The sequence below is a fragment of the Pseudomonas sp. 91RF genome (assembly GCF_003576265.1).
Lineage (GTDB): Bacteria > Pseudomonadota > Gammaproteobacteria > Pseudomonadales > Pseudomonadaceae > Aquipseudomonas > Aquipseudomonas kribbensis.
The window spans coordinates 94,215-112,962 of sequence record NZ_QWFC01000020.1 but is presented as its reverse complement, the minus strand read 5'-3'; the positions used below and the strand labels follow the sequence as shown (position 1 = coordinate 112,962).

At 61.5% G+C, this 18,748-nt stretch carries 21 protein-coding genes; 12 read left to right on the top strand and 9 right to left on the bottom strand.

From position 1 onward, the window contains the following. Window positions 1–9 precede the first annotated feature (9 nt). Window positions 10–219: a hypothetical protein gene (locus DXT77_RS08840; protein ID WP_114883715.1), complete on the top strand. Its 210-nt coding sequence runs from the start codon at window positions 10–12 to the stop codon at window positions 217–219. Here the strand turns inward: DXT77_RS08840 and DXT77_RS08835 are convergent. The 3 genes from DXT77_RS08835 to DXT77_RS08825 all read right to left on the bottom strand — a co-directional run bounded on the left by DXT77_RS08835 (window position 213) and on the right by DXT77_RS08825 (window position 3,873). Continuing rightward, complete coding sequence (locus DXT77_RS08835) at window positions 213–1,631, bottom strand: FAD/NAD(P)-binding protein (RefSeq protein ID WP_119427363.1); 1,419 nt, start codon at window positions 1,629–1,631, stop codon at window positions 213–215. The two genes, DXT77_RS08840 and DXT77_RS08835, sit on opposite strands and share 7 nt — an antisense overlap. A gap of 59 nt (window positions 1,632–1,690) precedes the next feature. Beyond that, window positions 1,691–3,094, bottom strand: coding sequence for an LLM class flavin-dependent oxidoreductase (locus DXT77_RS08830; protein ID WP_119427362.1), 1,404 nt, complete (start codon window positions 3,092–3,094; stop codon window positions 1,691–1,693). Window positions 3,095–3,309: 215 nt separating this feature from the next. Then, window positions 3,310–3,873: a helix-turn-helix domain-containing protein gene (locus DXT77_RS08825; protein ID WP_119427361.1), complete on the bottom strand. Its 564-nt coding sequence runs from the start codon at window positions 3,871–3,873 to the stop codon at window positions 3,310–3,312. Window positions 3,874–3,958: 85 nt separating this feature from the next. On the opposite strand from DXT77_RS08825, the gene DXT77_RS08820 reads away from it, so the two are divergent. The 7 genes from DXT77_RS08820 (at window position 3,959) to DXT77_RS08790 (ending at window position 11,043) form a co-directional block, all read left to right on the top strand. Then, on the top strand, window positions 3,959–4,897 hold the full coding sequence (locus tag DXT77_RS08820; protein ID WP_119427360.1) for a DMT family transporter: 939 nt from the start codon (window positions 3,959–3,961) through the stop codon (window positions 4,895–4,897). Between the two features lie 106 nt (window positions 4,898–5,003). After that, window positions 5,004–7,904, top strand: a complete 2,901-nt coding sequence (locus tag DXT77_RS08815) for a monovalent cation/H+ antiporter subunit A (RefSeq protein WP_119427359.1) — start codon at window positions 5,004–5,006, stop codon at window positions 7,902–7,904. Continuing rightward, window positions 7,904–8,248, top strand: a complete 345-nt coding sequence (locus tag DXT77_RS08810; protein ID WP_003192163.1) for a Na+/H+ antiporter subunit C — start codon at window positions 7,904–7,906, stop codon at window positions 8,246–8,248. Before DXT77_RS08815 ends, DXT77_RS08810 begins: the two co-directional genes overlap by 1 nt. Then, on the top strand, window positions 8,245–9,924 hold the full coding sequence (locus DXT77_RS08805; protein WP_119427358.1) for a monovalent cation/H+ antiporter subunit D: 1,680 nt from the start codon (window positions 8,245–8,247) through the stop codon (window positions 9,922–9,924). The genes DXT77_RS08810 and DXT77_RS08805 overlap by 4 nt, the downstream gene beginning before the upstream one ends. Next, a complete protein-coding gene (locus tag DXT77_RS08800; RefSeq protein WP_119427357.1) occupies window positions 9,921–10,409 on the top strand; it encodes a Na+/H+ antiporter subunit E in 489 nt (162 codons plus the stop codon). Before DXT77_RS08805 ends, DXT77_RS08800 begins: the two co-directional genes overlap by 4 nt. After that, window positions 10,406–10,684, top strand: coding sequence for a K+/H+ antiporter subunit F (locus tag DXT77_RS08795; protein WP_003225959.1), 279 nt, complete (start codon window positions 10,406–10,408; stop codon window positions 10,682–10,684). The genes DXT77_RS08800 and DXT77_RS08795 overlap by 4 nt, the downstream gene beginning before the upstream one ends. Further along, on the top strand, window positions 10,681–11,043 hold the full coding sequence (locus DXT77_RS08790) for a Na+/H+ antiporter subunit G (protein ID WP_119427356.1): 363 nt from the start codon (window positions 10,681–10,683) through the stop codon (window positions 11,041–11,043). Before DXT77_RS08795 ends, DXT77_RS08790 begins: the two co-directional genes overlap by 4 nt. Here DXT77_RS08790 and DXT77_RS08785 read toward each other — a convergent pair. Next, on the bottom strand, window positions 11,040–11,480 hold the full coding sequence (locus DXT77_RS08785; protein WP_119427355.1) for a DUF3995 domain-containing protein: 441 nt from the start codon (window positions 11,478–11,480) through the stop codon (window positions 11,040–11,042). The two genes, DXT77_RS08790 and DXT77_RS08785, sit on opposite strands and share 4 nt — an antisense overlap. Before the next feature lie 94 nt (window positions 11,481–11,574). On the opposite strand from DXT77_RS08785, the gene DXT77_RS08780 reads away from it, so the two are divergent. Together DXT77_RS08780 and DXT77_RS08775 are read left to right on the top strand one after the other, a co-directional pair. Further along, a complete protein-coding gene (locus tag DXT77_RS08780; protein ID WP_119427354.1) occupies window positions 11,575–11,961 on the top strand; it encodes a DUF2946 domain-containing protein in 387 nt (128 codons plus the stop codon). 93 nt (window positions 11,962–12,054) lie between these two features. Beyond that, window positions 12,055–14,187 carry a TonB-dependent siderophore receptor gene (locus tag DXT77_RS08775; RefSeq protein WP_119427353.1) on the top strand — a complete coding sequence of 711 codons (2,133 nt, stop codon included), beginning with the start codon at window positions 12,055–12,057 and terminating at the stop codon, window positions 14,185–14,187. Between the two features lie 37 nt (window positions 14,188–14,224). Here DXT77_RS08775 and DXT77_RS08770 read toward each other — a convergent pair whose 3' ends face one another. The 3 genes from DXT77_RS08770 to DXT77_RS08760 all read right to left on the bottom strand — a co-directional run bounded on the left by DXT77_RS08770 (window position 14,225) and on the right by DXT77_RS08760 (window position 16,039). Beyond that, window positions 14,225–15,238: an ABC transporter substrate-binding protein gene (locus DXT77_RS08770; RefSeq protein ID WP_119427352.1), complete on the bottom strand. Its 1,014-nt coding sequence runs from the start codon at window positions 15,236–15,238 to the stop codon at window positions 14,225–14,227. Window positions 15,239–15,365: 127 nt separating this feature from the next. Continuing rightward, window positions 15,366–15,563, bottom strand: a complete 198-nt coding sequence (locus DXT77_RS08765) for a hypothetical protein (protein ID WP_119427404.1) — start codon at window positions 15,561–15,563, stop codon at window positions 15,366–15,368. Between the two features lie 5 nt (window positions 15,564–15,568). Then, window positions 15,569–16,039, bottom strand: coding sequence for a hypothetical protein (locus DXT77_RS08760; RefSeq protein ID WP_085711422.1), 471 nt, complete (start codon window positions 16,037–16,039; stop codon window positions 15,569–15,571). Window positions 16,040–16,445: 406 nt separating this feature from the next. On the opposite strand from DXT77_RS08760, the gene DXT77_RS30075 reads away from it, so the two are divergent. Both DXT77_RS30075 and DXT77_RS08750 read left to right on the top strand, forming a co-directional pair. Beyond that, on the top strand, window positions 16,446–16,709 hold the full coding sequence (locus tag DXT77_RS30075; RefSeq protein ID WP_119427351.1) for a hypothetical protein: 264 nt from the start codon (window positions 16,446–16,448) through the stop codon (window positions 16,707–16,709). 39 nt (window positions 16,710–16,748) lie between these two features. Continuing rightward, window positions 16,749–16,985 (top strand): DUF2789 family protein, encoded by a 237-nt coding sequence (locus DXT77_RS08750; RefSeq protein ID WP_119427350.1) that lies wholly within the window; start codon window positions 16,749–16,751, stop codon window positions 16,983–16,985. Between the two features lie 6 nt (window positions 16,986–16,991). On the opposite strand, the gene DXT77_RS08745 is transcribed toward DXT77_RS08750, so the two are convergent. Further along, window positions 16,992–17,195 carry a hypothetical protein gene (locus DXT77_RS08745; RefSeq protein ID WP_119427349.1) on the bottom strand — a complete coding sequence of 68 codons (204 nt, stop codon included), beginning with the start codon at window positions 17,193–17,195 and terminating at the stop codon, window positions 16,992–16,994. A 113-nt stretch (window positions 17,196–17,308) separates the two neighbouring features. Continuing rightward, complete coding sequence (locus DXT77_RS08740; protein WP_372238668.1) at window positions 17,309–18,532, bottom strand: methyl-accepting chemotaxis protein; 1,224 nt, start codon at window positions 18,530–18,532, stop codon at window positions 17,309–17,311. Window positions 18,533–18,748 lie beyond the last annotated feature (216 nt).

Genomic DNA, 18,748 nt, shown 5'->3' with positions numbered 1-18,748 from the left:
TACAGACCCATGAAAGACTTCATTGCCCTTGGGTTTATCGTCGCCCTGATCGGTGCCACTTCCGCCGCAATCGCCAGTGCACACGGCCACGGACCCGCTGTCGCCATGACCGGCACCTTGAATGTCGACACCGTTGGCATTGACCGTGAGGCCAGGGGCAGTGTGGAGCAGAATCTTTACGTCGCGCAAAACGACTCCGGATTCGCCTACGACTATTGAGCCACCAGCCGTGCGGCCAACGCCTTGGCCTGCGACGCAACATCGGTCACCGCCGTACTTTCCCACCACATCCCTCTCAGTGGCGGGCCCATCGCGAACAGTCGTAGTGACACCCCTTCCTGCGCATCCAGCACCGCCCCGTCCACTGCCGCCGCGATGCCCAACGCCAACGGCCCCGGTTGTACCAGCCCACGGGCCAGCAACTGCTGCGGCAAGGGCCGGTCAACCCGGCGCCAGTCGTATTCGATACCACTGGAATTGATCAGCGCCGCGCCTTGCACCACATGTGTTTCACTATCACCCCGACGACGGATGCGAATGCCGACGCTACCGCCCGACACTAGCTCAAGGCCTTTATAGGACGCAGCGTGAATCCGCAGACGCCCTTCACGATGCAAACGTTCGACCAGTTCTGCACTCAGCGGCGGCGAACGATGGTGATGGCTTTCCCACCACGGCCGCACATGCCGCACGAACTGCCGGCGCTGCACGTCGCTCGCCTGGCTCCACAACCGGCCGATGTGCGCGCGCACCGTATCCAGCGGCGCCTGCCAGTCGATACCTTGCTCGATTGCTTCCCGACAATGCCGGCGCAACTCACGCACTAACTGACGTGGCGTGCGGATGCTGTGATCCTCGGCGAGGAAGTCCGCCCACGCCGGCGGCTGACGACGGACATGGGGCAGCAGCCCATGCCGGGAAAACACCTCGATCGGCCCGCGATGCCCGGCCTGTTCCAGCGAAACCACGGCATCGACCATGGTCAGGCCGGAGCCGATGATCAGTACCGTCGATTGCGGATCGAGCTGGCGCATGGCGCTCACATCCCACGGATCGAGCGCCGCCGCGTTGAGGCCGCTGGACTCCTTTTGCGGTGTACGGGCAGCCGGGAACATACCCGTCGCCAGTACTGCGAAAGCGCCCTGCAATGGCTGGCCGTCACTCAAAGTGAGCTGCACGGAATCGCTGAAAACCTGAACATCGACCACTTCGGCGCGCACATGCTCGACCGTCGAACCATGCTGCGCGCCCACCTGCTGCGCTTCAGCTAGTCGCTGCTGCACGTAGACACCGAACAGCCCCCGTGGTGGAAACAGTTCACTGACCGGCACATGTTGCTGATCCGACTCCGGCCAGCCGCCAGCGGCAATGTGAGCGGTCAGCCATTGAGTCAGGTCGTCGGCGTTGTCCGGATCGACGCTCATCCGCGCCGCGTTACCGTTGAGCGTGTGGCCCAGTTCCACCGCACTGTACGCTTCACCCCGGCCCAGTTCGGCCCGGGGCTCGATCACCAGAATCTGCCGCCGGCCCGGCAGGCGCAGCAGTTGAACCGCCAGCATTGCGCCACTGAGGCCGCCGCCGACAATCAGGATGTCGGCGTGACGGATCGCGGTCGTATCGGATTGAGTCATGCCGTTCTCGCTGCCAAGGGTTTGCTCAAGTCAGTGTCGTGCAGACGCTGCGAGCGAGTCTAGACAGTCGCGACCTTTTTCTCGCGCCGATGCAGCTCACCCAGATTTCGATACCCGCTGCCCGGATGAATCTCCGGCAACCTGTCCCCCTGACCAAACAGCTTCTCGCGCAACGTCCCCGGCGCGTAATCGGTCTTGTAGACGCCGCGCTTCTGCAATTCAGGCACCAGCAATTCCACGGCGTCGATAAAGGTTTCATGGGTCAATGCATAGGCCAGATTGAAGCCATCGACGTCGGTTTCCTCGACCCATTCCTGTAGCAGGTCCGCCACCGTTTCCGGGCTGCCGACGAACAGCGGGCCGAAACCGCCGATGCCGACCCAGTCGGCCAGTTCGTTGGGGGTCCAGACCTTGTTCGGATCCGCCGTGGAAAATGCCTCGACTGCTGATTGAATCGCGTTGGTGTGAACGTGCTTGAGCGGTTCATCCGCTTTGAAGCGGCTGAAGTCGATGCCGGTCCAGCCGGAAATCAGCGCCATCGCGCCTTCGTAGCTGACCCAGGACTTGTACTCTTCGAACTTGGCTTTGGCCTTGGCGTCGGTCTCGCCGAGGATCACGGTTTGCAGGTTGAAGATCAGGATCGTCGACGGATCGCGCCCGGCCTCGGCGGCGCGGCGACGGATGTCGGCTACGGTCTTCTTCAGCAGCACCTTGGACGGTGCCGCGACAAACACGCATTCGGCATGCTTGGCGGCAAACTGCTTGCCCCGGCTGGAGGCGCCGGCCTGATACAGAACTGGCGTGCGCTGCGGCGACGGTTCGCAGAGGTGAATGCCCGGCACCTGGAAGTGTTTACCGTGGTGGCGGATCTCGTGGATTTTGCTCGGGTCACTGAAAATCCGCCGTTCGCGATCCCGCAGAATCGCGCCCTCTTCCCAACTGCCTTCCCAGAGCTTGTAGCAGACCTCCAGGTATTCCTCGGCGAAGTCGTAACGCGCATCGTGCTCGGTCTGAGCTTGCTGCCCGATGTTCTTCGCGCCGCTTTCCAGGTAAGAGGTGACGATGTTCCAGCCGGCACGGCCCTTGGTCAGGTGGTCGAGGGTCGACAGGCGTCGGGCGAACGGATACGGATGCTCGAATGACAACGAAGCGGTCAGGCCGAACCCCAGGTGCTCGGTGACTAGCGCCATTGGCGGGATCAGTTGCAACGGATCGTTGACCGGCACCTGAGCCGCCTGCCGGATGGCGGCTTCGCCATTGCCGTTGTACACGTCGTAGATGCCCAGCACGTCGGCGATGAACAAGCCGTCGAACTTGCCGCGCTCGAGGATTTTCGCCAGATCGGTCCAGTACTCCAGATCCTTGTACTGCCAGGAACGGTCACGCGGATGCGCCCACAGGCCCGGCGACTGGTGGCCGACGCAGTTCATGTCGAAGGCGTTGAGGCGGATTTCGCGGGGCATCAGAAGGTACTCCCGATTTTCGGGAGGCGTTTAGAGGTTTGATTTGAAGCGGTCATGTGAGGCGACTCCGTGGTTCCGGATAAGGATCCAGAACCCATAGCAGGAGTCATGCCTGAATATATTTTCTTTATTTATCAATATATTGAGATAACAACCTAAAGCAATATGCACGCAAGATAGAGCAAACTGTTTATCCGCTGTCGGCCCGGCAACAGTCAGATCACCACATTGCGCACGAAACGCGCCGCGACTTCTCCGTCATTGCGATAGGTGTGCGGCTGGTTACTGGCGAACATGAAAAACTCACCGGCAGCGATGTGCTGCGGCTCGTCGCCGAGCATCAGAGTCAGGCAGCCCTCGAACACGAAAATCTGCTCGCTCCAGCCTTCGGCATCCGCTTGCGAGGGATAGACCTCCCCCGGTTGCAGGCACCACTCCCACTGTTCCACTTCACGGGTCGCGGCAGCCTTCGACAACAACACCGCTTTGCTGCCGGGAATGCTGCCGGCCCAGGCCAGTTCGTTGATCCGGCTCGGGTCACGATTGTCCGGGGCCTGGATCAGATCGCTGAAGGCTACTTCGAGGGCTTCGGCGACGCGGTCGAGGGTGGTCAGGCTGACGTTTTTCTCGCCGGCCTCTATCGCCACCAACATGCGCCGACTGACCCCGGACTTTTCCGCGAGGGCCGTCTGGCTCATGTCGGCGGCGTGACGCAGGCGCCGGACGTTCTGGCTGACGTGTTGCAGGACCGAAGCCCGCTGAACAGAATCTTTGTGCACTATATTGCTCACTGGCTGGGGTTGGGCAGTATACTGCGCAACATTTGGCGCATTGTGCGTCCCCTCCTTAAAAGTGCGCAAGATCATGACGTCAGCCAACCCCACTCAAACTCCCCTGCGGTTTTCCCGGTTCAGCAAAGCCGAGTGTGTGCTGGTGCTGATCACCATGCTGTGGGGCGGCACCTTTCTGCTGGTGCAGCACGCGATGACCGTCAGCGGCCCGATGTTTTTCGTCGGCCTGCGCTTTGCCGCCGCGGCGAGCATCGTGGCGCTGTTTTCGTGGAAGCACCTGCGTGAGCTGACCCTGTTCGAACTCAAGGCCGGCGCCTTCATCGGCGTGGCAATCCTGCTCGGTTATGGTTTGCAGACCGTTGGCTTGCAGAGCATCCCGAGCAGTCAATCAGCGTTCATCACTGCGCTGTACGTGCCGTTTGTGCCATTGCTGCAATGGCTGGTGCTGGGCCGGCGTCCGGGCTTGATGCCGAGCATCGGCATCATGCTGGCGTTTACCGGATTGATGCTGCTGTCGGGGCCGTCCGGGGCTTCGTTGAATTTCAGTCCCGGTGAAATCGCCACGCTGATCAGCGCCATCGCCATAGCGGCGGAGATCATCCTGATCAGCACCTATGCGGGCCAGGTCGATGTGCGCCGGGTGACGGTGGTGCAATTGGCGACGACTTCGGCATTGTCGTTTCTGATGGTGGTGCCGACCGGTGAGGCGATTCCCGACTTTTCCTGGCTGCTGCTGAGCACAGCCCTGGGATTGGGCGCGATGAGTGCAGCCATTCAGGTGGCCATGAACTGGGCGCAGAAAAGTGTTTCGCCAACCCGCGCGACCTTGATCTACGCCGGTGAGCCGGTGTGGGCCGGGATCGCCGGGCGGATTGCCGGCGAGCGTCTGCCTGCAATTGCATTGGTGGGTGCGGGACTGATTGTGGCAGCGGTGATTGTCAGTGAGTTGAAGACCAAGGGCAAAGCGACACAAGCGGTCACAGAAGAGTTCGAGCGCAAGACAGAAGGCTAAGCGAGGTTTTTACGACTACCTTGTAGGATTCAGAGACATCCTCGCGTTTGGCGATCCGGGAGCTGGCACGTATGATGCTTCACAAACTTCCGCAGATTAGAAGCCTATGTCCCTGATAGTTCTACTGCTTCTGCCTTTTGTGGGCAGCTGTCTGGCAGCCGTGCTGCCGCACAACGCACGTAACGCCGAATCCCTGCTGGCAGGCCTGGTCGCTTTGATCGGTACTGTCTCGGTCGCCATGCTGTACCCGCAAATCGCCCACGGCGGCGTGATCCGCGAAGAGTTCACGTGGCTGCCCAGCCTGGGGCTGAACTTTGTCCTGCGCATGGACGGCTTTGCCTGGCTGTTCTCGATGCTGGTGCTGGGCATCGGCACCCTCGTTTCCTTATATGCCCGTTATTACATGTCGCCGGATGACCCGGTGCCGCGTTTCTTCGCATTCTTCCTGGCGTTCATGGGCGCCATGCTCGGGCTGGTGATCTCCGGAAACCTGATCCAGATCGTGTTCTTCTGGGAACTGACCAGCCTCTTCTCGTTCCTGTTGATCGGCTACTGGCACCACCGTCACGACGCCCGGCGCGGCGCCTACATGGCGTTGATGGTCACCGGCGCGGGAGGATTGTGCCTGCTGGCGGGGGTCATGATCCTCGGCCATGTGGTCGGCAGCTATGACCTGGACAAGGTCCTGGCCGCCGGCGATCTGATTCGTGCACATGCCCTCTACCCCATCCTGCTTCCCCTCATTCTCATCGGCGCCCTCAGCAAAAGCGCCCAGTTCCCCTTCCACTTCTGGCTGCCCCACGCGATGGCGGCGCCGACACCGGTTTCGGCCTATCTGCACTCGGCGACCATGGTCAAGGCCGGGGTCTTCCTGCTCGCGCGGTTGTGGCCGTCGCTGTCCGGCAGCGAAGAATGGTTCTACATCGTCAGCGGCGCTGGCGCCGCCACTCTGTTGCTCGGCGCGTACTGCGCGATGTTCCAGAACGACCTCAAGGGCCTGCTGGCCTACTCGACCATCAGCCACCTCGGCCTGATCACGTTGCTGCTGGGCCTGAACAGTCCGCTGGCCGCCGTCGCGGCGGTGTTCCACATTCTCAACCACGCGACCTTCAAGGCTTCGCTGTTCATGGCCGCCGGGATCATCGACCACGAAAGTGGCACCCGCGACATCCGCAAGCTCAACGGCCTGTTCAAACTGATTCCGTTCACCGCCACGCTGGCAATGGTGGCGAGTGCGTCCATGGCCGGCGTACCGTTGCTCAACGGCTTCCTGTCGAAAGAAATGTTCTTCGCCGAAACCGTGTTCATCAACGCCACCGCGTGGGTTGAAGCGACACTGCCAATCGTCGCGACCATCGCCGGCACGTTCAGCGTTGCCTATTCGCTGCGCTTCACCGTCGACGTGTTCTTCGGCCCCACCGCCACCGACCTGCCCCACACCCCGCACGAACCGCCACGCTGGATGCGCGCTCCGGTTGAACTGCTGGTATTCACCTGCCTGCTGGTAGGGATTTTCCCGGCCCAGATCGTCGGCCCGTTGCTGGCCGCCGCTGCACTGCCGGTAGTCGGTGGCGTGCTCCCGGAATACAGCCTGGCGATCTGGCATGGTCTCAACGCACCGATGATCATGAGCCTGATCGCCATGTCCGGCGGCATCGTGGTCTATCTGCTATTGCGCAATCAGCTCAAGCGCGGCCGCTTCAGGTTCCCGCCGCTGGTGGGCCGCTTCAACGGCAAGCGCCTGTTCGAGCGCAGCCTGGTGGCGATGATGCGTCTGGCTCGGCGACTGGAGCGGCGGATCGGCACCAAACGCCTGCAAACCCAACTGTTCCTGATGGTGCTGGCGGCGGTGCTCGCCGGGTTGATCCCGATGCTGCACAGCAGCCTGAGCTGGGGCGACCGGCCGAAGATTCCCGGTTCCATCGTGTTCGTGACCCTGTGGCTGCTGGCAATCGCCTGCGCCCTCGGCGCCGCGTGGCAAGCCAAGTATCACCGTCTCGCCGCCCTGACCATGGTCAGCGTCTGCGGCCTGATGACCTGTGTGACCTTCGTCTGGTTCTCGGCGCCGGACCTGGCCCTGACGCAACTGGTGGTCGAAGTGGTAACCACAGTGCTGATCCTGCTCGGCCTGCGCTGGCTGCCACGGCGGATCGAAGAGGTTTCGCCGTTGCCGAGCAGCCTGCGCAAGGCCCGGGTCCGGCGTTTGCGCGACTTGCTGCTGTCGATTGCCGTCGGCGGTGGCATGGCGCTGCTGTCCTACGCGATGCTGACCCGGCAGACCCCGAACGACATTTCCTCGTTCTATCTGAGCCGCGCCTTGCCTGAAGGCGGCGGCAGCAACGTGGTCAACGTGATGCTGGTGGACTTCCGTGGTTTCGACACCCTCGGCGAAATCACCGTACTGGTGGCCGTGGCGCTGACCGTATTCGCCCTGCTGCGCCGCTTCCGCCCGCCGAAAGAAAGCCTGCAACTGCCAGCCCAGCAACGCCTGCTGGCGCCGGACGTGGTCACCGATCTGGTCAACCCGCGTTCGGCCAGCGACACCGCACTCGGTTTCATGATGGTGCCGGCGGTGCTGGTGCGCCTGCTGCTGCCGATTGCACTGGTGGTGTCTTTCTATCTGTTCATGCGTGGACATAACCAGCCAGGTGGCGGTTTCGTTGCCGGCCTGGTGATGTCGGTGGCGTTCATCCTGCAATACATGGTCGCAGGCACCCAATGGGTCGAGGCGCAAATGAGTCTGCGGCCGCTGCGCTGGATGGGCACCGGGCTGCTGTTCGCGACGGTCACCGGTCTCGGCGCGATGCTGGTGGGTTATCCGTTCCTCACCACGCACACCTGGCACTTCAGTCTGCCGGTACTGGGCGATATCCATATCGCCAGCGCGCTGTTCTTCGATATCGGCGTCTACGCCGTGGTGGTCGGCTCGACCTTGCTGATCCTCACCGCCCTCGCCCACCAATCGGTCCGGGGTCACAAAACCGCTGCCATCAAAGGAGCCGTCTGATGGAAGAAGTCATCGCAATCGCCATCGGCGTGCTCGCCGCGTCCGGGGTCTGGCTGATCTTGCGTCCGCGAACATTCCAGGTGGTCATGGGCCTGTGCCTGCTGTCCTACGGCGTCAACCTGTTCATCTTCAGCATGGGCAGCCTGTTCATCGGCAAGGAGCCGATCATCAAGGATGGAGTGCCTCAGGACCTGCTCAATTACACCGACCCGTTGCCCCAGGCACTGGTACTGACGGCCATTGTCATCAGCTTCGCCATGACCGCGCTGTTCCTCGTGGTGCTGCTCGCATCACGGGGCCTGACCGGCACCGACCACGTTGACGGAAGGGAGCCCAAGGAATGACGGCGATGACTCACCTGATCGCCGCACCGATCCTGCTACCGCTGCTGACGGCTGCCATCATGCTGATGCTTGGCGAAAAGCACCGGCCGCTGAAGGCGAAGATCAACCTGTTCTCCACCATGCTGGGCCTTGTGGTTTCCCTGCTGTTGCTGCAATGGACCCAGACCACCGGCGTGCCCGGCTCCATCGGCGTCTACCTGCCGGGTAACTGGCAGGTGCCATTCGGCATCGTGCTGGTGGTCGATCGGCTGTCGGCGTTGATGCTGGTGCTGACCGGGATCATCGGTGTCAGCGCCTTGCTGTTCGCCATGGCCCGCTGGGATGGCGCCGGGTCGAGCTTCCACGCGCTGTTCCAGATTCAGTTGATGGGCCTGTACGGCGCGTTCCTGACGGCGGACCTGTTCAACCTGTTCGTGTTCTTCGAAGTGTTGCTCGCGGCGTCCTACGGCTTGCTGCTCCACGGCTCGGGCCGGGCGCGGGTGTCGTCGGGGCTGCATTACATTTCGATCAATCTGCTGGCCTCTTCGCTGTTTCTGATTGGCGCAGCGCTGATCTATGGCGTCACCGGCACGTTGAACATGGCTGACCTTGCGATGAAGATTCCGCTGGTGCCGGAAGCCGACCGTGGTTTGCTGCATGCCGGCGCGGCGATCCTGGCGGTGGCGTTCCTGGCCAAGGCCGGAATGTGGCCGCTGAACTTCTGGCTGGTGCCGGCCTACTCCTCGGCCAGCGCGCCGGTGGCGGCGATGTTCGCGATCATGACCAAGGTCGGCGTCTATACCTTGCTGCGCCTGTGGACGCTGCTGTTCTCCGGGCAGGCCGGCGCTTCGGCCTACTTCGGCGGTGACTGGCTGATCTGCGGCGGCATGGCGACCATGCTCTGCGCTGGCGTGGCGATCATCGCCGCACAACGCCTGGAGCGCATGGCCAGCCTGAGCATCCTGGTGTCAGCGGGGATTCTGCTGTCGGCCGTGGGTTTCGCCCAGCCGAACCTGATCGGCGCGGCGCTGTTCTATCTGGTCAGCTCGACTCTGGCTCTGAGCGCACTGTTCCTGCTGGCGGAACTGATCGAACGTTCACGCACCGCCGTCGAAGTGCCGCTGGAAGACGAAAACGAACTGCTGCCGCGTCCGCAGCAATGGCAGCCGCCGGTCAAGGGCATCAACCTCGACGATGACCAGAAAGCTGTGGTCGGCCAGGTGATTCCGTGGACCATGGCCTTCCTCGGCCTGAGCTTCATTGCCTGTGCGCTGCTGATCATCGGCATGCCGCCGCTGTCGGGGTTCATTGGCAAACTGAGCCTGATCGGCGCCCTGCTCAATCCGCTGGGGCTCGGCGCTGGCGAGCCGATCTCGACGGCTTCCTGGGCGTTGCTGGCACTGTTGATCCTCACCGGGCTTGGCTCGTTGATGGCGTTCTCGCGACTGGGCATCCAGCGCTTCTGGTCGCCGGAGGAGCGCCCGTCGCCCGTGTTGCGCAAACTGGAATGCACGCCGATATTCCTGCTGCTCGGCCTGAGCATCGCCCTGACCTTCAAGGCTGAACCGCTGCTGCGTTACACCCAGGCCGCCGCAGACGCGTTGAACAACCCGCAGCAATACGTGATGGCGGTGCTCGGCACCCGCGCCGTACCTAGCCCGGAAGCCAAGGCTGCGCTGCTGGAGGTGCAACCATGAAGCGCCTGTTTCCTGCTCCGTGGCTGTCGCTGGCATTGTGGTTGCTGTGGCTGGTGCTGAACCTGTCGATCAGCCCTGGCAACCTGCTGCTGGGGGCGGCACTGGGTTTCTGCGCGCCGCTGATGATGCGCAAACTGCGCCCGCAGCAGATCCGTATCCGTCGCCCCGGGGTGATTTTGCGCCTGATCCTGATGGTCGGGCGTGACGTGGTGGTTTCCAATCTGGCAGTGGCCTGGGGCGTTCTCAACGCGGGTCGTCGCCAGCCTCGATCACGCTTCATCAAGGTGCCGCTGGACCTGCGCGACGCCCACGGACTGGCAGCGCTGTCGATGATCTGCACGGTGGTGCCCGGTACGGTGTGGTCGGAACTGGCGCTGGATCGCAGCATTCTGCTGATGCACGTCTGGGATCTGGATGACGAGGCGCAATTCATCGAGCACTTCAAGGTCACTTACGAGCAGCCATTGATGGAGATTTTCGAATGAGCCCGCTGCTGTCGAATGCGATTCTGCTGACGCTGTTCCTGTTCTCGCTGGCGATGGTGCTGACGCTGATCCGCCTGTTCAAAGGTCCATCGGCACAGGACCGGGTACTGGCGCTGGACTACCTGTACATCGTCGCCATGCTGATGATGCTGACCCTGGGGATTCGCTACTCCAGCGACACCTATTTCGAAGCGGCGCTGCTGATCGCGCTGTTCGGTTTCGTCGGCTCGTTTGCCCTGGCGAAGTTCCTGCTGCGTGGCGAGGTGATCGAATGAACGCTGAAATGTCTCTGTGGGTGGAAATCCCGGTGGCGATCCTGCTGGTACTCAGCGGCGTGTTTGCCCTGATCGGCGCGACCGGCCTGCTGCGGATGAAGGACTATTTCCAGCGCATGCACCCGCCGGCACTGGCTTCGACCCTCGGCGCGTGGTGCGTGGCGCTGGCGTCGATCATCTGTTTTTCCGCGCTCAAGTCCGGGCCGGTGCTGCACGCGTGGCTGATCCCGATTCTGCTGGCGATCACCGTGCCGGTAACCACCCTGCTGCTGGCGCGGGCTGCGTTGTTCCGCAAGCGCATGGCCGGCGACGATGTGCCGGCTGAAGTGAGCAGCCGACGCACCGAGAGCGGCAGCTAGATCCAGGCAACGGCCAACAGCCCGGCTCCCAATATCAGACACAGCGGCGAGTAGACCCACGTGTCGAGCCGGGCAAACCGCGATCCTTTCACCTCCTTGAAGAAACCTACCAGTTCCGAATCGCCGATCGCCCGCGCAAACATCAGCAGCGCAATCGCGCTGATCACCCACTGCAACGCCCAGTGATGCACCGGCAAAAACCACCAGCCCACCCTCATGCACACCAGTGCGGCAATCAGTAGCAGGGCCGCCGCCACCACCAGCGTGATCCAGCCTGACGGTTTGAACGCCGGCCTGAGGGTCAGCCCACCGTTATCCGCCGGAACCTGCGGAATCACCGCTACGGCCGCCCACTGCCCACCCATCGCCCAATACACATGCATCAGGCTGATCGCCGCAAATATCGTCACCAGCCATTGAGCCAACACAAAGGTCATGGTCGAGAATCCTTTCAAGAGGCTTGAACAAAACATCCTAGCCGGCATTTTTCCATGTGCACGACCGGTCGGCGGTGCGGTAAAGTGCCGCCCCATGAAATTCACCCGTTCCGATCGCTCACTGCTGGCCTGGATGCTCTATTGCTGCGTCCTGTTCAACGTGTTCGCCTGCAGTATCGGTCACGGGCAAATGGTCGGGATGCAGCTCAACGGAATCGGTGGCCAGTTCTGCGCCGTCGACCCGAGCACCCAGGCGCCGCTCGCGTCCAATCCCGCGGAAGAAAAACTGCCAACCCTGGCCAAGGCTTTCGGCTGCCCGCTGTGCTCCACCGGCGGCATGGGCCCGGCGTTCAACTCCAGCCTGACCCTGGCGATCCTGCCGGAACAACACAGCCCGCCGCTGCCGGTCATCGTCAGCGCCGACCTCCCTGCCCGCTTCACTTGGCCTTCGGCCAATCCCCGCGCCCCGCCGCTCGCTTGAGTGTCTTTGCCTTTTTGATTTGTCAGCCCACTGCGCCAAAGCGCGGCGTTCGCCTGTGCGCTGACTCCTAGACAAGCATTCAGGATTCAATCGATGAAACAACTTACCTTGCTGGCGAGCCTGTGCGGCTGCCTGTCCGTCAACGCCTGGGCCCAATCCACCGTGGATCTGGCGCCGATCACCATTGACGGCGAGTCCGCCGCCGAACCGGGCCTGAGCCTCGACCAGTCCAGCGGCATGGCTTCACGCCTCGGCTTGAGCGTGCGCGACACCCCGGCTTCGGTGGCCATCGCCAATCGCAACGACATCGAGCGTCATGGGTCGCAAAACTTCCAGGACGCGGCCAACACCTTGCCGGGTGTGAACGCCAGTGCACCGCCGGGCTTTGGCGGATTCGTCTCCTATCGCGGTTTTACCAGCAGCCAGATCACCCAGATGTTCAACGGCGTAAACGTTTCCGGCGGACTCGCGCGCCCCGTGGATTCGTGGATTTATGACCGGGTGGAACTGGTCGGCGGCCCGTCGTCACTGATCAACGGCGCAGGCTCGGTCGGCGGCTCGCTGAACTACGTGACCAAACTGGCCACTCGCGACGAGCAAACCGCCGAAGGCCGGGTCAGCTACGGCACCTACGACACCACCGAAACCGCGTTCGGCCTCAATCACGCCCTGAGCCAGCCCGGCGCCGACGTGCAGCATTACGCGCGCCTCGACGTCAGCCACAACACCAGCAATGGCTACATCGACCGTCAGGAGCGCGATGCCTGGAGCATGGCGTTCTCGCTGCTCAGCGACCTGACGCCAAACCTGTCGCACACCCTGGCCCTGGAATATCAGGACGAACACGAAGACAGCCCGTACTGGGGCACCCCGGTGCTCAACCCCAAGGCTGGCGAGTTGAAAATCGACCGGCACAACCGCTTCAACAACTACAACGTCGAGGACGGTCGCTACGAGCAGCGGACGATCTGGGTGCGCTCGATCATCGACTATCGGATCAACGACAGCACGACCCTGCGCAACACGCTCTATCACCTCGACAGCCAGCGCGACTACCGCAACCTGGAAACCTACCAGTACAACGCCGACAACAGCGCGGTGAACCGCTCCACGGCCTATCAGGTCCGGCATCAGGGTGAGCAGGACGGCAACCAGTTCGAACTGCGCCATGACAACACCCTGTTCGGCCTCGCCACCACCTGGTCCGGCGGTTTCGAGTACAAGGTCAACCAGACCACCAACTCGCCGCTGAACGTGAAAGGCGCCAGCACCGTGGACCCGAACAATTATCGTCCGGGGCACTTCTATGACATTCCAGGCACGAAGCCGGGTTTTGTCAGCGACAAGACCAACGAGGTCACCACCAAGGCCCTGTTCGCCGAGAACCGCCTGGCGCTGACCGACAAGCTTTTGTTGCTCACCGGCCTGCGCTACGACGACATCGACCTGGACGTTACCAACCATCGCACGGTGACGGCGAGCAATCCGCGCCACCTCAAGCGCAGCTGGGAACCAGTCACCGGGCGCGTCGGCCTGACGTATCAGTTCATTCCGTCAGCCAATGTCTACGTGCAATACAGCACCGCCGCCGAGCAACCCGGTGGTACTCAGGACTTCGATGTTTCAACGGGCAAGCAATGGGAAATCGGCAGCAAATTCGACTACCTGAACGGACGTGGGTCGGCGACAGTGGCCGCCTACACCATCGAGCGCAAAAACTTCGCGGTGACGGACCCACTGGACCCGACCAACAGCATTCCGGTTGGCCAGCAGACGTCAAAAGGCATCGAGATTGCCAGCTCCCTGCGGATCACCGACAAGCTGCTGGCCGAGGGCAACTTCGCCTGGGTCGATGCGCAGTACGATGAGTTCAACGAGAAGAACGCCGCCGGCGTGGTGATTTCCCGCAAGGGCAACACGCCGACCAATGTGCCGGACCGGGTCGGCAATCTGTGGCTGACCTATGACTTCTCCGCACAGTGGCAAGGTGGAGTTGATGCGCGGTATGTGGCCTCGGTGTATGCGGACAATGCCAACACCATGACCGTGCCGTCGTACACGTTGTTCGGGAGTTTCCTCAGCTACAAGGTCGATTCGCACACCACCGTCACCGGGCGGGTGCGCAACCTGACCAACGAGGTGTATGCCGAATTCGCCCATGTGTCGCCGGCGTATTACCTGGGCACGCCGCGCACCTTTGAACTGGCCGTGCAGACCCGATTCTGAATCACAGCGGCGAGGGAGAAACTCCCTCGCCGCGCTGCTATAAACCTGCCTGAACCTTGTCCGCCACATCCTTCGGTAGCCATGCCTGCCACACATCCGGATGGGCCTTCATGAACGCCTCTGCCGCTTCCCGTGGCGGAGTGTGTTTCTCGCTCATATCGGCCAGTGCCTTGTTCAAATCATCGATCGGAAAATCGACCTTGCTGAAGAACGCCGCGATCTGTGGGTATTGCTTCTGGAATGGCGCAGACACCCCGATCGACAGCTTCGAGGCCAGCGAACGGGTCGGTTTCGGATTGGGGTTATCGGCGTCGGTCAGGGTCTTCCAGGCCTCGGCGTCGAACGGCGGCTCTTCCAGCTGCACCAGTTTGAACTTGCCGAGCAGCGGTGTCGGCGACCAGTAATAGAACAGCAACGGTTTGCCCCGGCGGATCGACGAACTGATTTCGGCATCCAGCGCCGCACCGGAGCCGCTACGGAAATTGGTGAAGTCATCCTGCAGCCCGTACGCCGTGAGCTTCTGCTTGTTCACCACTTCCGAGGTCCAGCCGATCGGGCTATTGAGGAACCGACCCTTGCTCGGGGTTTCCGGGTCTTTGAACACGTCCTTGTACTTCTTCAGGTCACTGACACTGCGCAGGTCTGGCGCCAGCGGCTTGATGCCTTTGGCGGCATCGCCCTTGATCACGTATTCCGGCACCCACCAGCCTTCGGTGGCACCCTTGACCGTATCGCCCAGGCTGGCAACCTTGCCTTCAGCCTCGGCCTTGACCCACACCGGACTGCGCCCGGCCCACTCCTCGCCGATCACCTGAATGTCATTGTTGGCGAGCGCGGTTTCCAGGGTGATGGTGGTGCCCGGCAACGTATCCGTCGGCAGGCCATAGCCCTTCTCGACGATGATCCGCAGGACATCGGTGATCAGGCTGCCGCTTTCCCAGTTCAGGTCGGCGAAGTGGATAGGGGTCTGTGCCGCATTGGCCGCCGGCACCGCAGCCATCAAGCCCATTGTGGCCAGCCCAGCGGCCAGCAACCGTCGAAATCCGTTCATGCTTTGCACCTCGTGCTGTTCACAGCAATAGCAGGATGGCCTGACAGAAGACCACAAGCCTCTGAATACTCAGTCAACTGACTGTAGACGAGGTTCCTGCTTTTTCAGGGGCATGAAACGGACGAGGCTACTTTTCAGACATTTCCTGCAAGCGTTGAAGCTCGCGTCTGACCATGCTGGCGTATTCCGCAGGCTGCAAAGCGTAGATCTGAGAGGCGACCCAACCAAGCCAGGCGCCCTTCAATTCGGCTTTCGCATCGAACAGGCGCCTGGCTTCATCGCGAGCGCTGTCGAGGTTTTGCAAATGGAAATCGGCGCGACTCACCACTGTCACTCGCTGGCCTTGAAGGTCACCAGCTCGCCCTTGCGCCATTTGGCGGCTTTGGCGGTGACGGCTTTCAGGGTCTTGGTCAGGCCTTCCTGCAATTGCTCATTGGCGGCGAACACAGTGACTGCGCTGTGGCCTTCCTTGAACACGATGGCGTGACCGTCGGCCGTGCTGACGAAGGCATAGTCGCCCAGTCCGTACACGGTCATCTTGATCTCGCGAAAACGGATGTCCATCTTGCCGCCTTCACGGCTGGGCAGTACCGAAGCGCTGAAGTGATCGCCGACCTTGAGCTTGAGGCCGGGCTTGTCATCGACCACCAATGCGCTTTCGGTGTCGATTTCGGCAACGTAAATGCCTTCAGCGTTTTGCTCGGTGATGTAAACAAAACGCGATTGAAACTGTTTGACCAGCTTTGCCCGCAAATCACCCAGCACGAACAAAGCATGCATATCGAGGTTACTGACTGCCAAAGAAACATCCCCACACTTGAAAGAGTGCCACGCGCGAAAAACGCGCACGACGTTGAAAACGGCCAGGCCGACGGTGTTGCGCAATGACTCGAATAAAAGCCTGAACGGGCAAAGTGCTTGTTCAGCGCGAGGTTCACAAGACTACTGGAATGGCGCTCGCGAAACCTGCAAAGACGTTCTCCAAATGTTGAAGGAAAAAGCTTCACGGTTTGCCAGAGAAAACTGACTACAAACTTTAGGGAAAATACTCACCAAGAAAAGCACTTTTCCGACATATCGCACGCAAAAAATTGCTTTAGATAACGCCATGCCGTCAACAGGTGTTGGCGATTCTAGAGCAGCGACGATGCTCGCGACTACCCGCAACCGTCTGTAAATGCGGGTCAATCCATGAAAAGGACTTCATATGTGCACTTTGACGCATTTTGCCGTGGCTTACGAACAACCCTTTGTCTTGAATGCCCCAGGCCTTGGCACTGACGCCGCAGCAGAGCCATGTGGCCGGGAACCACGGTTTCAAGTGATTCCGGCCGGTAATGCCTTTTTTCATATCAGGGAAAAGTCGACCGGCCGCGTAAGAGGTTTCCGTGAAAATCACAATGCCGCCTGCGCACTTGCGCGTTCGCTGGAATCACGAATCGAACTCCTGAGCAACGTCCCCCTCAGATAAAGAGAGTGATCGACCACCCCACCAGCCAAGGAGCACACCATGGAACTGCCTGCCTACAATCTGACAACCCTGTTCGATCAATTAGGGCTGCCTTCGGAGGAAATGGCGATAGACGATTTCATCGAAGCCCATCCGCTGGATGCCGACACCAAACTGATCGACGCCGATTTCTGGAGCCCGCAGCAGGCCCAATTGCTCAAGGAGTGGTTGCGTGCCGATGGCGAGGAAGCCGTGATGGTTGACGAGCTCAACGTACGCCTGCACAGAGGCAAATAAATTCGATCAATGCACGCTGTCTCCGGGCTCGTCGCCCAGTTGCGCGAGCCAGGCGGCCTTGCACTCTTCCGCTTCGTCGCGACTGGCGAACGCCGTGCCCCGCCGCTCACCGTTGAGCAACACCACCCAGCAGACGCTTTGCCCCATCGCACGCAGCCCGGCCGGAACACCGCTGCCGATCATCACCGCGACATCGACTCTGCATTGCATGCTGACCTCCCAACTTCATTAGCTACCTAACTATGCAGGCATGTTAATGATTTGGATCAAGGGAAAACAGCAATGCGCGTGCACAGCTTCTTTGCAATTCCGGCAACAATGCCTCAGCGCGGGTTCTCGGGTTTGTACCCCAGGCGCAGCCCGCCCCAGTGCCGCCCCTTGACCATGATCGGCACCGACAGGTCGTGCATCAGCTCGCCGGTATCGCGGGTGTAGGTCTGCAACAGCACCGGTTGCTGATGGCTGCCACAGCGAATGCCGGTGCGGTCGGCGAACTTGCGCTTGGTGCGGTTGTGCACGGTATCGGCCTGCACATCGCCGGTCAGCGCCTGGCTGAACGCCTGATTGTGGGTCGGCACATAACCCTGCTGCGTACAGGCGATGGCGAACACCAGACCTTCGTGGCGCGGCAGCAAGGGTTCCTGAATCGCTGGCAGCACCTGATCGGTGTAGCGGTCGAAACGGGTCTGGAACTTGGCAGGCTGAGTGTTCGGGATCGGCTGATAATGGCGGTCGAACAAGTCTTCGAGGCTGATACGGCCCTGCTCGACATCAGCCTCGAAACGCGCAGCAATCTGACTCGCACCTTCGCGAGCCAGGTCGTAGATGCGCTGGTGATAGTCATCCAGTCCGACCTCGGCCAGGCGCTCGCTGATGGTTTCCGCCTGCCCTTCCATCTGCACCGCTGCTTCGGCCAGGCGCCGGGTCTGTTGGTCGCTGATCGCCAGATCGCTGCGCATTTGCTCGATGGCGGTGAACAGACTGTCGAGCTGTTCGCGATTGGTTTCGGCGCCCCGGGCGATTTCGCCGACCTGGTTTTCAACTCCGGCCGCCAGCCGCGCGATGTTTTCCAGGTGCTGACCGGTATGTTCGACCTGCTCGACACCGGTGTGCAAATCATCGGAGAGCTGGCGAATCTGCTCCACTACCTGCGCCGTACGCTGCTGAATGTCGGCGACCATTTCGCCCACTTCACCGGTGGCCGTCGCCGTCCGAGCGGCGAGACCGCGCACCTCATCTGCCACCACCGCAAAACCGCGACCGTGCTCCCCGGCCCGGGCCGCTTCAATCGCTGCGTTCAACGCGAGAAGATTGGTCTGGCTGGCGATGGACTGAATCACCAGGGTCACGCGCTGAATGTCGTCGCTGCGCTCGCTCAAGGCTTCGATCAGTTCACGACTGGCATTGGCGCGTTGACTGAGTTGATGCATGCGCGAAATGGAATCGACCAGTTCGGTTCGTCCCGCTGCACTGCTGTGATGAGCTTCGCTCGCAGCGCCCAACGCTTCGCGGCTGAGTTGGGAAGTGGCTTGTTCCGTGGCGATCATCACTTCGGCGTTGTTGACGATCTGCGCGGCAGCATCGAGTTGCGACTGCAACTTGCCGGCCAGTTCCTTGACGGAAAACGCCACGCCGGCGGCTGACAGCGCGTTATGACTGGTTGTGTAGGAAAGGTCGCGAGTCAGCTCGGACATCGCGTTGCTGCTATCGACCGGCTGCGCATCGGGGACAGCACGGGAGCGCAGGCGCGGCAGCCAGACAAT

Bases quoted from the DNA above. Each gene is read 5' to 3' on its own strand.
- DXT77_RS08745 (WP_119427349.1), bottom strand. From the start codon at position 17,195: ATGCAATGCAGAGTCGATGTCGCGGTGATGATCGGCAGCGGTGTTCCG.
- DXT77_RS08835 (WP_119427363.1), bottom strand. From the start codon at position 1,631: ATGACTCAATCCGATACGACCGCGATCCGTCACGCCGACATCCTGATT.
- DXT77_RS08770 (WP_119427352.1), bottom strand. From the start codon at position 15,238: ATGAACGGATTTCGACGGTTGCTGGCCGCTGGGCTGGCCACAATGGGC.
- DXT77_RS08740 (WP_372238668.1), bottom strand. From the start codon at position 18,532: ATGATCGCCACGGAACAAGCCACTTCCCAACTCAGCCGCGAAGCGTTG.
- DXT77_RS08790 (WP_119427356.1), top strand. From the start codon at position 10,681: ATGAACGCTGAAATGTCTCTGTGGGTGGAAATCCCGGTGGCGATCCTG.
- DXT77_RS08795 (WP_003225959.1), top strand. From the start codon at position 10,406: ATGAGCCCGCTGCTGTCGAATGCGATTCTGCTGACGCTGTTCCTGTTC.
- DXT77_RS08830 (WP_119427362.1), bottom strand. From the start codon at position 3,094: ATGCCCCGCGAAATCCGCCTCAACGCCTTCGACATGAACTGCGTCGGC.
- DXT77_RS08780 (WP_119427354.1), top strand. From the start codon at position 11,575: ATGAAATTCACCCGTTCCGATCGCTCACTGCTGGCCTGGATGCTCTAT.
- DXT77_RS30075 (WP_119427351.1), top strand. From the start codon at position 16,446: ATGTGCACTTTGACGCATTTTGCCGTGGCTTACGAACAACCCTTTGTC.
- DXT77_RS08750 (WP_119427350.1), top strand. From the start codon at position 16,749: ATGGAACTGCCTGCCTACAATCTGACAACCCTGTTCGATCAATTAGGG.
- DXT77_RS08785 (WP_119427355.1), bottom strand. From the start codon at position 11,480: ATGACCTTTGTGTTGGCTCAATGGCTGGTGACGATATTTGCGGCGATC.
- DXT77_RS08820 (WP_119427360.1), top strand. From the start codon at position 3,959: ATGACGTCAGCCAACCCCACTCAAACTCCCCTGCGGTTTTCCCGGTTC.
- DXT77_RS08815 (WP_119427359.1), top strand. From the start codon at position 5,004: ATGTCCCTGATAGTTCTACTGCTTCTGCCTTTTGTGGGCAGCTGTCTG.
- DXT77_RS08840 (WP_114883715.1), top strand. From the start codon at position 10: ATGAAAGACTTCATTGCCCTTGGGTTTATCGTCGCCCTGATCGGTGCC.
- DXT77_RS08800 (WP_119427357.1), top strand. From the start codon at position 9,921: ATGAAGCGCCTGTTTCCTGCTCCGTGGCTGTCGCTGGCATTGTGGTTG.
- DXT77_RS08775 (WP_119427353.1), top strand. From the start codon at position 12,055: ATGAAACAACTTACCTTGCTGGCGAGCCTGTGCGGCTGCCTGTCCGTC.
- DXT77_RS08810 (WP_003192163.1), top strand. From the start codon at position 7,904: ATGGAAGAAGTCATCGCAATCGCCATCGGCGTGCTCGCCGCGTCCGGG.
- DXT77_RS08805 (WP_119427358.1), top strand. From the start codon at position 8,245: ATGACGGCGATGACTCACCTGATCGCCGCACCGATCCTGCTACCGCTG.